The sequence below is a fragment of the Bradyrhizobium sp. S3.12.5 genome, from assembly GCF_040548225.1.
Taxonomy (GTDB): Bacteria; Pseudomonadota; Alphaproteobacteria; order Rhizobiales; family Xanthobacteraceae; genus Bradyrhizobium; species Bradyrhizobium cytisi.
The window spans coordinates 111320-123910 of the sequence record NZ_JBEPRF010000012.1 but is presented as its reverse complement, the minus strand read 5'-3'; the positions used below and the strand labels follow the sequence as shown (position 1 = coordinate 123910).

The 12591-nt window shown below is 64.1% G+C and carries 10 protein-coding genes; 4 read left to right on the top strand and 6 right to left on the bottom strand.

Going from position 1 to position 12591, the window contains the following annotated elements; genetic code table 11:
* The first annotated feature begins 221 nt into the window (after positions 1-221).
* The 3 genes from ABIC09_RS19290 (at position 222) to ABIC09_RS19280 (ending at position 3619) form a co-directional block, all read left to right on the top strand.
* A complete protein-coding gene (locus tag ABIC09_RS19290) occupies positions 222-518 on the top strand; it encodes a co-chaperone GroES (protein WP_014491914.1) in 297 nt (98 codons plus the stop codon).
* A gap of 117 nt (positions 519-635) precedes the next feature.
* The gene (groL, locus tag ABIC09_RS19285; protein ID WP_148755073.1) at positions 636-2264 is read left to right on the top strand and encodes a chaperonin GroEL; all 1629 of its coding nucleotides are present in this window, start codon (positions 636-638) and stop codon (positions 2262-2264) included.
* A 143-nt stretch (positions 2265-2407) separates the two neighbouring features.
* The gene (locus ABIC09_RS19280) at positions 2408-3619 is read left to right on the top strand and encodes a hypothetical protein (RefSeq protein WP_354110225.1); all 1212 of its coding nucleotides are present in this window, start codon (positions 2408-2410) and stop codon (positions 3617-3619) included.
* Between the two features lie 132 nt (positions 3620-3751).
* Here ABIC09_RS19280 and ABIC09_RS19275 read toward each other — a convergent pair whose 3' ends face one another.
* Together ABIC09_RS19275 and ABIC09_RS19270 are read right to left on the bottom strand one after the other, a co-directional pair.
* Positions 3752-4150: an META domain-containing protein gene (locus ABIC09_RS19275; RefSeq protein ID WP_354082452.1), complete on the bottom strand. Its 399-nt coding sequence runs from the start codon at positions 4148-4150 to the stop codon at positions 3752-3754.
* A gap of 135 nt (positions 4151-4285) precedes the next feature.
* Positions 4286-5950, bottom strand: coding sequence for an L-lactate permease (locus ABIC09_RS19270; protein WP_354082453.1), 1665 nt, complete (start codon positions 5948-5950; stop codon positions 4286-4288).
* Positions 5951-6264: 314 nt separating this feature from the next.
* Here ABIC09_RS19270 and ABIC09_RS19265 point away from each other — a divergent pair, with 314 nt between their 5' ends.
* Positions 6265-8028, top strand: a complete 1764-nt coding sequence (locus ABIC09_RS19265; protein ID WP_354110224.1) for an ABC transporter ATP-binding protein/permease — start codon at positions 6265-6267, stop codon at positions 8026-8028.
* Positions 8029-8104: 76 nt separating this feature from the next.
* Here ABIC09_RS19265 and ABIC09_RS19260 read toward each other — a convergent pair whose 3' ends face one another.
* The 4 genes from ABIC09_RS19260 to ABIC09_RS19245 all read right to left on the bottom strand — a co-directional run bounded on the left by ABIC09_RS19260 (position 8105) and on the right by ABIC09_RS19245 (position 12581).
* A complete protein-coding gene (locus tag ABIC09_RS19260) occupies positions 8105-9130 on the bottom strand; it encodes a TorF family putative porin (RefSeq protein ID WP_187435301.1) in 1026 nt (341 codons plus the stop codon).
* A gap of 430 nt (positions 9131-9560) precedes the next feature.
* A complete protein-coding gene (locus ABIC09_RS19255) occupies positions 9561-9953 on the bottom strand; it encodes a histone (protein ID WP_354110223.1) in 393 nt (130 codons plus the stop codon).
* Between the two features lie 70 nt (positions 9954-10023).
* The gene (gene glcF / locus ABIC09_RS19250) at positions 10024-11346 is read right to left on the bottom strand and encodes a glycolate oxidase subunit GlcF (RefSeq protein WP_354110222.1); all 1323 of its coding nucleotides are present in this window, start codon (positions 11344-11346) and stop codon (positions 10024-10026) included.
* A complete protein-coding gene (locus ABIC09_RS19245) occupies positions 11343-12581 on the bottom strand; it encodes an FAD-binding protein (protein WP_354082455.1) in 1239 nt (412 codons plus the stop codon). The genes glcF and ABIC09_RS19245 overlap by 4 nt, the downstream gene beginning before the upstream one ends.
* Positions 12582-12591: the final 10 nt, after the last annotated feature.

Genomic DNA, 12591 nt, shown 5'->3' with positions numbered 1-12591 from the left:
TCGAGTTTCCGTAGACACCATCCTATATCCGCCTCACCAATCGCTTAACCACCTTTGCTTGACAGGATCGCAGTCAAGCCATATCCCCTGCGCACTATTAGCACTCGGAAAGACCGATTGCTAAGGGGCGCCGTTTGATCCTCGGGCAGAGGATGGACGGGAGCGCCGCCCTCACCCACTTCCGCTACTTTCGGAAAACTGAGCCTCCAAAGGGAAACGTCATGGCTAAGTCCAAATTTCGTCCGCTGCATGACCGTGTCGTGGTCAAACGTATCGATGCCGAGGAAAAGACCAAGGGCGGCATCATCATCCCCGACACCGCCAAGGAAAAGCCGTCCCAGGGCGAAGTCGTCGCCGTCGGCCCCGGCGGTCGTGACGAGGCTGGCAAGCTGATCCCGATCGACCTCAAGGTCGGCGACCGCGTGCTGTTCGGCAAGTGGTCGGGCACCGAGGTCAAGATCGACAACGAGGAGCTCCTGATCATGAAGGAGTCGGACATCATGGGTGTGATGGCCTAAGGCCAGACGCCTGAACAGCCGCTGAATGCCATGCCCGGATCATCAGGTCCGGGCATCCATCATTCCGCAGCACAGCATCAAACAAGACACATCACGACATAACAGGGATTGCAGACCATGGCTGCCAAGGAAGTCAAGTTTTCCGGAGACGCGCGCGATCGCATGCTGCGCGGTGTCGACATTCTCGCCAACGCCGTCAAGGTGACGCTCGGCCCCAAGGGCCGCAACGTCGTCATCGAGAAGTCGTTCGGCGCACCCCGCATCACCAAGGACGGCGTCACCGTCGCCAAGGAGATCGAGCTCGAGGACAAGTTCGAGAACATGGGCGCCCAGATGGTGCGTGAGGTCGCCTCCAAGACCAACGACCTCGCCGGCGACGGCACCACCACCGCGACCGTGCTGGCCCAGGCCATCGTGCGCGAAGGCGCCAAGGCGGTTGCCGCCGGCATGAACCCGATGGACCTCAAGCGCGGGATCGATATTGCGGTGACGGCCGTGGTCAAGGACATCGAGAAGCGCGCCAAGCCGGTCGCCGCTTCCTCCGAGGTCGCCCAGGTCGGCACCATCTCGGCCAACGGCGACGCCGCCATCGGCAAGATGATCGCGCAGGCGATGCAGAAGGTCGGCAACGAGGGCGTCATCACCGTCGAGGAAAACAAGTCGCTCGACACCGAAGTCGACATCGTCGAGGGCATGAAGTTCGACCGCGGCTATCTCAGCCCCTACTTCGTCACCAACCCCGAGAAGATGACCGCCGAGCTCGAGGACGCCTACATCCTCCTGCACGAGAAGAAGCTCTCAGGCCTGCAGGCCATGCTGCCGGTGCTGGAAGCCGTGGTGCAGTCGGGCAAGCCGCTCGTCATCATCGCCGAGGACGTCGAGGGCGAGGCGCTGGCGACCCTGGTCGTCAACCGCCTGCGTGGCGGCCTCAAGGTTGCGGCCGTCAAGGCGCCGGGCTTCGGTGACCGCCGCAAGGCCATGCTGGAAGACCTCGCGATCCTGACCGGTGGCCAGCTGATCTCCGAAGATCTCGGCATGAAGCTCGAGAACGTCACGGTGAAGATGCTCGGTCGTGCCGGCAAGGTCGTGATCGACAAGGAGAACACCACGATCGTCAAGGGCGCCGGCAAGAAGCCGGAGATCGAGGCCCGCGTCGGCCAGATCAAGGCCCAGATCGAGGAGACCACCTCGGACTACGACCGTGAGAAGCTTCAGGAGCGTCTCGCCAAACTCGCCGGCGGCGTCGCGGTGATCCGCGTCGGCGGCGCGACCGAGATCGAGGTCAAGGAGAAGAAGGACCGCGTCGAGGACGCGCTCAACGCCACCCGCGCCGCGGTGCAGGAAGGCATCGTCCCCGGCGGCGGCGTGACGCTGCTGCGCGCTAAGAAGGCTGTGGGGCGTCTCACCAACGCCAATGCCGACGTGCAGGCGGGCATCAACATCGTGCTGAAGGCGCTGGAAGCTCCGATCCGCCAGATCTCGGAGAATGCCGGCGTGGAGGGCTCGATCGTGGTCGGCAAGATCCTCGAGAACAAGTCCGAGACCTTCGGCTTCGACGCCCAGACCGAAGACTATGTCGACATGATCGAGAAGGGCATCATCGATCCCGCCAAGGTGGTGCGCACCGCGCTGCAGGACGCCTCCTCCGTGGCCGGCCTGCTGGTGACCACCGAGGCCATGGTCGCCGAAGCGCCGAAGAAGGAAGCCCCGCCCGCGCCGGCCGGCGGCGGCATGGGCGGCTTCTGAGCCCATCCTCACCCGACAGCATTGAGAAGGCCGCCTCCGGGCGGCCTTCTTTTTTGCCGATCATGCTGCACGCTTTCCGATTCAACCGGCGGCCAAAACCCACTACGGTGACGCCGATTCCATTCTTTCGAGGACTTTCGTCAATGCGCGCGCTTCTGGTTTGTTCGACCGCCCTTTTGGCGGCCCTGCTCGCCGTCTCTCCCGAGGTCGCCTCCGCCCAGATGAAGCTGTCGCCGAAGGCCACGGCGCCCGGCGGCATGGAGACGCGCTATTTCACCTCGATCGACGGCCTGATGGATGGCAATGCCGACGTGATCCTGAAGGAGACGCGGCAGGGCAAGACGGTCACCGCAGCCGTGCTCGACGTCTGCTACCCCGTCGCCAAGAACTCCGACCGCAAGGACCGCTTCGTCGTCAATCTCCAGATCGCAGGCCAGACGCTGAGCGGCACAACGTCGAGCCTCGGCGCGAAAGCGCCAGTCACGGTCAAGCTCACGCGCAAGCCGACCGGCGACACCTTCGAGTTCCGCGGCCAGATCGGTATCGGCCAGGCCGTGACCGAAGTGACCTCGCCTGACAATGCCGATCTCAGCGAGAAGGAATTTTTGGACAACCAGACCACCGACGACGGCATTACGCCCCAGCCGAAGGATTTTACCGAAGTCTCGCCCGAAGCGATCGCGGTCAAGGTCAAGCTGGATAACGCGACCGACTTCCTGAAGAGCCTCAAGGGCCAGGACGTCGAGGTGACGCTGGCAAGTCTCAGCGTCGGCTGCGACGCGCTGCGCGCCGGCGAGCAGACCATCAACATGTCGGTCGACCCGGAGCGCTCGGCCGCACTGCTCGCGAAATTCAAGGCGATGCCGGGTGTCACCGCCGCCGGCTGGACCGCAGGGCTGGCGGAGATGGACCGCACCATCCGCATCCCCGGCGCCGACTGGCGCGACGGCGACAAGATCAACCGCGACAAGCTTGCCACCGCGGTGGCTGGCGTGCTGGGCAAGACGCTTGCGGCAAAGCCGGTCTCGCAGAGCTTCAACGCCGCCACCGGCAAGCTCAAGCTCGTCTTCAAGCGTCCGAACCAGGATTTCCCGGCGCTCGATCTCACCGACACGATCGAGGTTTCGGGCCTCGTCTCCGCCGACAAGCCGGGGCCGACCGACAGGCTGATGGTCTGGATCGGCAGCCCTTCGACCACGACCGCCGATGAGAGCAGCGGCGCGAAGCTCAACGTGTCGGATGAGGCGAGCGCCGATGAGGAAGGCGACCAGCCCGACGACAACGGCTCGATCGAGGCGCTCGCCAGGGAGCTGAAGGGCCAGCGCTGGGACGCCGACAAGTCGGTGTGGAAGTAGGGCGCACACAACAACGCGCTGTCATCGCCCGGCTTGGCCGGGCGATCCAGTACTCCGAGACGATTGTGATTGAATAGATAGGCCGCGGCATACTGGATTCCCCGCCTTCGCGGGGAATGACCAGAGCGGGCCTCAATTCCCGTTGGTACGAAAACGCAGTGGCTTCGGGCCGATCAGCGTGAGCACGTCGCCCTGACGCTTCCAGGTCTCGGCAGCGGCGAGAGCGGCGACGAGATCGTCATCGGCCTGGGCCTTTGCCGGCGGACAGGAGCGATCCTGAATTGCGCCTGGAACGAAAATCACGGTGTTGCCGGCCACCGAGAACTGTCCCTTGCCGCCCTTGCACCAGAGCTCGATCACGACCTCGCCATTGTCACCGATCTCGATGTTCGGAATTCGTTTCGAACCGGGCTGCGGCACGGCCTCCAGCGTCATCTCGGTACCGAAGGGAAAGCCCTCCTGCGCATGCGCGACTGTGGACATCGCAAGCACCGCGGCCGCCGCACATACCATCCGCTTGAACGAAACCATGAGACCTCTCGATCGACCTGACTCACCGGGTCTTCTATAAGACAGCGAAGCCTTTGAGAAGATTCGTCGATCCAAGACACAAAAAATCCCCGCGAGCCGAGACCCGCGGGGATTTCATTGTAACACGCCTCCCCGTTACTTCAGCACCAGCGCGGTGAACGGCCAGACGTAGGCCTGCAACGTCACGAGCACGCCGACCAGGCAGGCCAGCACGATCGAGTGCCAGAACACGAAGCGCAGGATCGTGCCTTCGTGGCCGTACCATCTGGTGGCGGTGGAGGCGACAACGATCGATTGCGCGTCGATCATCTTGCCCATCACGCCGCCGGACGAGTTCGCCGCCGCCATCAGGATCGGCGACAGGCCGATCTGCTGCGAGGTGATTTTCTGGAGGTTGCCGAACAGGATGTTCGATGCGGTATCCGATCCGGTCAGCGCCACGCCCAACCAGCCGAGCAGCGTGCCGAAGAAGGGATAGAGCACACCGGTCGCGGCGAAGGCGAGACCGAGCGTGGCGTCGACACCGGACAGGCGGGTGAGCGTGCCGATCGCGAGCATCGCTGAGATCGTGATCAACGAGATCGCACACAGCCGGATGGTGCGGCCGTACTCGGTCAGCAACCTGCCAGGACCCACGCCCATCAGGAAGCCGGAAATGATCGCCGCGATCAGCATGCCAGTGCCGGTGAACGACAGGTAGGTGAAGCTGAACACCGCACTCTCCTTGGTCGGCCCTGGCGCGACCGGCGGCATCTTGTTGATCATCTGGTGCAGTTCGGGAACGGCGTAGTTCCAGGTGAAGATCCCGTTCGCCCAGGTCTTGAAGGCGCCGTTACCCCAGATCAGCATGACGATGCAGACGATGATCCACGGCAACAGCGCGCTCCACAGCTCGGCCTGCGTGAGCGGAGTTTTGTCGAGCGGCGTTGTCGTGCCCATATGCGATACCGATTCGTCGCGGCCGCGCAGCGCAGCCGAGAGCCACAGCTGCTTCGGCTGCCACACCTTCAGGAACAGGATCAGCGCGCCCATCGAGATCAGCGACGCCCCGATGTCGACGATCCAGGGATTGATGTAGTTCGAGATCACGAATTGCGGGACCGCGAACGACACGCCGGTGACTAGGATCGCCGGCCAGATGTCCTTCATGCCCTTCCAGCCCGCGAACGCCCACACCACCCAGAACGGTACGATCAGCGAGAAGAATGGCAATTGCCGTCCGACCATGGCGCCGAGGATGTAGGGATCGAGCCCCGTGACCGAGGCAAGGCCCTGGATCGGCGTGCCCAGCGCGCCATAGGCGACCGGCGCCGTGTTGGCGATCAGCGACAGGCCGGACGCCGCGAGCGGCGAGAAGCCGAGCCCGATCAGCACGGCGCCGGTGATTGCGACCGGTGTGCCGAAGCCCGAGGCCCCCTCGAAGAAGGCGCCGAACGAGAAGGCAATCAGCAGCAATTGCAGGCGCCGGTCCTCGGTGACGCCGCCGACCGCGCGCTTCAACAGCTCGAACCGCCCGGTCGTCACCGTGACCTGGTAGAGGAAGATGACGTTGAGAACGATCCAGCCGATCGGGAAGAAGCCGGTCACAATGCCGAGGATCGAGGCGCGGATCGACATGTTCACCGGCATGGTGAAGATGAAGATCGTGATCAGGTTGGTCACGATCACGGCGATAACAGCTGCGATATGGGCCTTGACGCGCCCGCTCGCGATCAGGACCAGCAGCGTGACGACGGGTATCGCCGCCGCGATCGTCGACAGCACGGGGCTGTGCAGCGGATCATAGATTTGATTCCACATGGTCTTCCTCCCCCACGCGTTTATGTGGCAGGCCGGCCAGCGTGGGCGGCGGGCCTGCTCGACGTTGGAAGCGATAACCCCCGAGTTGGACGCGAATTCCTCGCGAAAGCCGCGGTTCCCGCCTGCTCACAAGCTCGCGAAAATCTGGCAGCCCCCACCCCACGCCGTTATGCCCATGCTAGGGTTGCAAGCCGCGGCTAGCCAACGCAAATTGCAGAACTTGCGACTTTAGTCTAAGCGCACCCATTTTCTGCCATGCCCTCAGCCGCTTGGCTTTGGCGCCGCTGTGCATATCCGTCAGGAGATCGCCCTCTGTGAGAAACATCAGCGCCACGCTCGCGACCGTCTGGCGAATCGCCGGCCCCTATTTCCGATCGGAGGACAAATGGGCCGGCTGCGGCCTGCTCGGCGTCGTCGTCGCAATGGAGCTGGCGCTCGTCGCGATCAATGTGCTGCTCAATCAGTGGCAGAACCGGTTCTACAGCGCGCTCCAGGCCTACGATCTGAATGAGTTCGTCATGCAGGTCTGGATCTTCCTCGGCCTTGCCTTCACCTACGTGGCGCTGGCCGTCTACAAGCTCTACCTGAACCAGTGGCTGCAGATCCGCTGGCGGCGATGGCTGACCCAACATTATCTCGGCGAATGGCTCGACGGCGCCACGCATTATCGCATGCAGCTGAAGGGCGACGCCGCCGATAACCCGGACCAGCGTCTCACCGAGGACGTCACCAACTTCGTCGAGCAAACGCTCGTCCTCGGTCTCGGCCTGCTGTCGTCGATCGTGACGCTGGCATCGTTCATCGTCATCCTCTGGGGTCTGTCCAACAGGGCGCCCCTGCATATTTACGGCACCGATATCGTCATCCCGGGTTTCCTGGTCTGGTGCGCGCTGGCCTACGCGCTCCTGGGTACGGCACTGACGCACTGGATCGGCGCGCCGCTCATCAATCTTTATTTCGAGAAGCAGCGCTACGAGGCCGACTTCCGCTTCAACCTGATCCGCGTGCGCGAAAATTCCGAGCAGATTGCACTCTTGAAGGGAGAGAGCGCGGAGCGAGGTCATCTCCTTCAGCGCTTCGGCTACGTCATCGGCAACTGGTATGCGATCATGAGCCGGACCAAGCGCCTCACCGCCTTCACGGCGAGCTACGGTCAGGCTGCGACGATCTTTCCCTATGTGGTGGTCTCGCCCGCCTACTTCGCCAAGAGCATCCAGCTCGGCGACATGATGCAGACCGGCTCGGCGTTTGGCCAGGTGCAGGATGCGCTGTCCTTCTTCGTCACGGCCTATCGAACAATCGCGGAATGGCGCGCGATCGTCGCGCGTCTCGACGGCTTCGAGATGTCGGTCGATGCCGCGGCAAACCTGCCGGCGCATGAGGCGACGATCGAACTCAGAGCGGCAGGCGGCAGCCGCAATATCGGCCTCGAGAAGCTCTGCGTGTATCTCCCCAACGGCACGCCGCTGGTCGCAGCCGACGGCTTCGCCATCCAGGCGCCCGAGCGCGTGCTCGTGACCGGGCCGTCGGGCTCCGGCAAGTCGACCCTATTTCGCGCCATCGCCGGCATCTGGCCGTTCGGCACCGGCACCATCGCCATCCCCGCGCAGGCGAAGCTGATGATGCTGCCGCAACGCCCCTATTTCCCGGTCGGCGCGCTGGGTGACGCAGTGATCTATCCCGCAGCACCCGGCGCATTCCAGGCCACCCAGATCCGGGACGCGTTGATCGCGGTCGGCCTGCCCGACCTCGCCGAACGGCTCACTGAGGACGGCCACTGGAACCGGATGCTGTCGCTCGGCGAGCAGCAGCGCCTCGGGCTCGCCCGCGCGCTGCTGCATGGGCCGGACTATCTCTTCCTCGACGAGGCCACCGCCTCGCTCGACGAGCCATCCGAGGCGCGGCTCTACCGGCTGCTGGCGGAAAAGCTGCCGCAGGCCACCATCGTCTCGATCGGCCATCGCTCGACGCTCGACGCCTTCCACACCCGCAAGGTGGCGATGGCAAAGGACGGCGCGATCCATGTGCTGGGCAATGGCAGTGCGCCGGCCGAGCCAGAGCCGAGCGCGGCGCGCTGAGCGCGCAGGAAGCGGCGCCCAAAACAAAAGGGCGGCAGATTGCTCTGCCGCCCCCGTTAGTCGTCTCGGGACAAACTTACTTCAGGTTGGTCATCGCCGTCAGGTCGAAGGACAGCTTGGCGATACCGGCCGTGCCGCACCAGTTGGAGCCGACGCCGGTCGGGTTGATCGCAGTGACGTTGGTGGTACCGGAGCCGTTGAAGGCGCTGGTGAAGGCGTTGCAATTGCCCTTGTTCAGGTCGGTGTCGGAGTAACGCAGGTCCAGCGTGAACACCTTGTAGGTGAAGCCGATGCCGACGTTCCAGGTGTTGTAGTCGGCGTATTTGATGCCGTTCGGGAACGGCCCGGCAAAGCCGGGATTGGTGAAGGTCGTGCCGTAGAAGGAGTCGCTGGTGCCGAGGAACTGGCGACCGAACTCGCCCGACACATACATGCCGACGCCGCTCGAACCGAAGATCGTGCTGGGCGCAGTGTACTTGGCGGTGATCGAGGCGTAGTCGCCCCATGCGCCGGAGTTCAGGAAGTTCGGCGAGTAGTACTCGTTCAAGCCGACCGACCAGTTGTCGTTGATGGTGTAAGTGACCTTGCCGTAGACTTCGAAGAAGCTGACATCCTTCTTCATGACGTTGCCGTTGGGAAGGAAGTTCGCGAAGCATTCCGCGCTAATCGGGTTACCGCCCGCGTCGACAGCCAGGCCGCCGTTGCCGCCGTTGTAGCAGGTTCCGCCCGGATACAGGTAGCCCCAGACGCCGATGTCGAAGGCGAACGCGCCGAAGGTCGGGCGGATACCGCCATAGACGTCGATTTCGGCCGCAGCGCGGTTGGCGAAGGAGATGCTCTCCCCGGACACGCCGATATAGAGCTGGAGGTCCTTGTTGATGTTGTAGCGGGGCTCGAAATAGGCGGCGACCGACGGCTTGTGGTTCGACTGGGTCACGCCGCGGAAGATGTAGTCGCTCATGATCGCGCCGCCGAAGGCGATATCCCAGGGATCAAACGCGGGCGGCGGCGGCGCCTTCAGTGCCTTCACGTGCAGATCTGCCGCGAAAGCCGAACCCGTCACCATTGCCAGCGCCGTTGCTAACAAAGTCACTTTTTTCATTTCGATCCCCATCACCAGTTCTAGACCCCGGTCGAGTTCCGGAAGCCCCCCGGGGCCACCCGACCTGATTGCAAATTTCGTTACCGCCGCAATCTGGATTGAGGGATGTGAACCGTGAAGCAAAAAACACGGGCATCTGCCGACTTTTTGGGCGTTCTGACGATTCCACGAAAGGTTGTTGGCCGGTGTTGCTTCCCGATCACATTATTTTCACTCCAAAGTGCACAGAGCCGTCCGGGATACTACGTAGGTCCGCGGCACCGTGGCGCGCGTGCCACGAATCAGCTGACTCAAAAAAGGGCAGCCTCCGGCCGCAGCCGGAGCGGCGATGCAAAAAGGCCGCAGCGTTACCGCCGCGGCCTTCCTGTTGTCGATCATGGTCGGGGAATGAAGTCGGCCCTTGGGCTGAGCTTGGGCCCAACCTTGAGGCCTAACCTTGTCCTTCGGCCGGCGTCGGTTCCGCAGAAGACGAAGGCATCGCCCAGCTTGTCTCGGCGGCAGGCTCGGGTGCCGGTGCTGCCACTGGAGCTGCCGGCTTCGGCGCGGGAGCTGCCTTCGCCTTCTTCGGTGCGGCTTTCTTGGCGGCCTTCTTCGGCGCGGCCTTCTTCACGGCCTTCTTGGCCGCAGCCTTCTTTGCCGTCTTCTTGGCTGCCTTCCTCGGCGCAGCCTTCTTGGCCGATTTCTTCGCAGACTTCTTAGCGGATTTCTTGGCAGACTTCTTGGCGGACTTCTTGGCCGCCTTCTTCTTCGTCGCCCTCTTCGCCGCTACAACCTTCTTGGCCTTTTTGGCCTTCTTGCTTTTTTTCTTACTCGATTTCGCCATCGTGATCCTCCTGTTGCCGCCGTACAATGGTCGATCGGGCGCCCTTCAGCCGTCACCTCCGGACGAAAGCTCAGCGCGACGCATCCAGTGCCGGTCGCGCCCCGCCCGTAGCCCAATCGAGAAGCTCAATCGTGTGTACGACCGGGACTGACGTGCCACTGGCAATCTGCACCATGCAACCGATATTGCCCGCGGCAATCATGTCCGGCTTGACGCTCGCGATGTTGGCAACCTTGCGATCGCGCAACCGGCCCGCAAGCTCAGGCTGGAGAATGTTGTAGGTCCCAGCCGAACCGCAACACAAATGGCTCTCCGGGACATCTTTCACCACGAATCCATTCTTGGAAAGCAATTCTTTCGGAAGCCCCGCGATTTTCTGCCCGTGCTGCAACGAACACGCGGAATGATAGGCGACGACGATGTTGTCTTGCCGTGCAGTCGTTTGCAATCCGAGGCCCGCGACGTATTCGGTGATGTCCTTCGCAAGCGCGGACACCTTTGCCGCATCGGCTGCGAACGCGCCGTCCTCGCGCAGCAGATAGCCGTAGTCCTTGATCACCGTGCCGCAGCCGGACGCCGTCACCAGGATGGCGTCGAGCCCCTCGCCAGCGGCTTCCTTCTGCCATGCCGTGACGTTGGCCCGGGCCCGGCCCAGCGCGTCATCGTCGTGACCGAGGTGATGGGTCAGCGCGCCGCAGCATTGCTCGTCCCTGACCAGGACGACCTCGATGCCGTGACGGGTCAGCAGGCTGATGGCGGCCTGGTTGATGCGCGGCGCCAACACCTGCTGGGCGCAGCCCTGGAGCAGCGCGACCCGGCCGCGCTTCTTGCCAAGCGCAGCGAACACGCTGCCCGGACGCGCGCCCGGCGCCGGCAGCCGCCCTGGGGCCAGCGCCAGCATCGCCTTGAGGCGCTGGATCAGGCCGGGCGTGGCCGAGGGCCGCGGGGTCGGCAGGAAGACGGCAAAGGGCCGGGCCAACTGTGCCAGCCGCATGCTGATGCGAAACCGCTGCGGGTCGGGCAGCACGAAGGCCAGCACCTGGCGCAGCAGCCGCTCGGTCAGCGGCCGCTGATAACGCTGCTCGATCCTGACACGGGCCTGATCGACGAGGTGCATGTAGTTCACCCCGGAGGGACAGGTCGTCATGCAGGCCAGGCACGACAGGCAGCGGTCGACATGCTTGACCACCTCGGCCGTCGGCGCCTGGTCCTTCTCCAGCATCTCCTTGATCAGATAGATGCGGCCGCGCGGGCTATCGAGCTCGTCGCCGAGCAGCACATAGGTCGGACAGGTCGCGGTGCAGAAGCCGCAATGAACGCAGGCGCGCAGGATCTTGTCGGCTTCCGCGATGTCGGGGTCGGCGAGCTGCGCGAGTGAGAATTCGGTCTTCATGCCGCAGTGCCCCGCGTCAGCCGTCCCCGGTTCAAAATGGATTTTGGATCGAAACTGGTGCGGACCCTATCGCTCAGCGCGGCAATGCCGGGCGATTGCGGATGGAACACGTCGACGCTGCGCCTGACGTCGTCAGCGGCCCGGATCAGCGTGGCATGCCCGCCGAACGCATTGGCCCGCTGGCGCACGGCCTGGGCATGCGCGTCGGCCGTCGGCGGCAGTGCCGCCCAGATCAGCCCGCCGCCCCAGTCGTAGATGACGTCGCCGCCGGTCTCGCGCGCCAATTGCGTGCCGAGCGCCGCGCCCGAAGCCGGCGGACAGACGATCCGCCACACCGGCCAGCCGCCAAGCGCGCCGCCGGCCGCGAACGGCAGCACGTCGCGGATGGTGGCCCACAGCGTGGATGACGCTGCGTCCTCGATCAGCGTTGCGGTTCCGAACGGCGCCAGCAATTCGAGGAGCGAGCCGGCGCGATGGGCGGCGGAGGCCGTGATGCCCTCGAGCCGCAGCACCGTCAACGCCTCGCCCTGGCCGGCGATATCGCCAAGCCCGTCGGTCTTGGCGCGGTAGGCCGATTTCGGCAGATGCGCGGCGGCGGAGACGTCGAAGGGCGAGCCGAGGGCCGCAATCATCGCCTTGTTAGCGGCGGCATCGTCGAGCCCGCGCAGCAGCAGCGTCCGCTCGGCCTCGGGCTTTGGCATCACCTTCAGCGTCACTTCGGTCATCACCGACAGCGTGCCCCAGGAGCCAGCAAGCAGCTTGCAGAGGTCGTAACCTGTGACGTTCTTCACCACCTTGCCGCCGGTCTTGAAGCTGTCGCCGAAACCCGAGACCGCATGCGCCCCCAGGAGATGGTCGCGCGCCCCGCCCGCCTTGATCCGGCGCGGGCCGGCCAGCCCGGCCGCGATCATGCCGCCGATGGTGCCTGATACGGGCGTGCCGAGCAGCGGCGCCGTGTTGATCGGCTCGAAGGCGAATTGCTGGTTCTTGGCATCGATCAGCGACAGCACGTCGGCCAGCGGTGCGCCGGCCTGGAGCGTCACGATCAATTCATTGGGCTCGTAGGAGGTGATGGCGTTGAGCGCGGAGACATCGAGCACGGCGTTGGTCGCCATCGCATGCCCGATGCTGCGCTTGGAGCCATGACCGATGATCTCGAGCGGCTGCTCATTGGCAATCGCCGCGCGCACCACCTCTTCGACGTCTTTGGCGTCTCTGACCCTGAGCGTGTCCACGCGTCTAGCG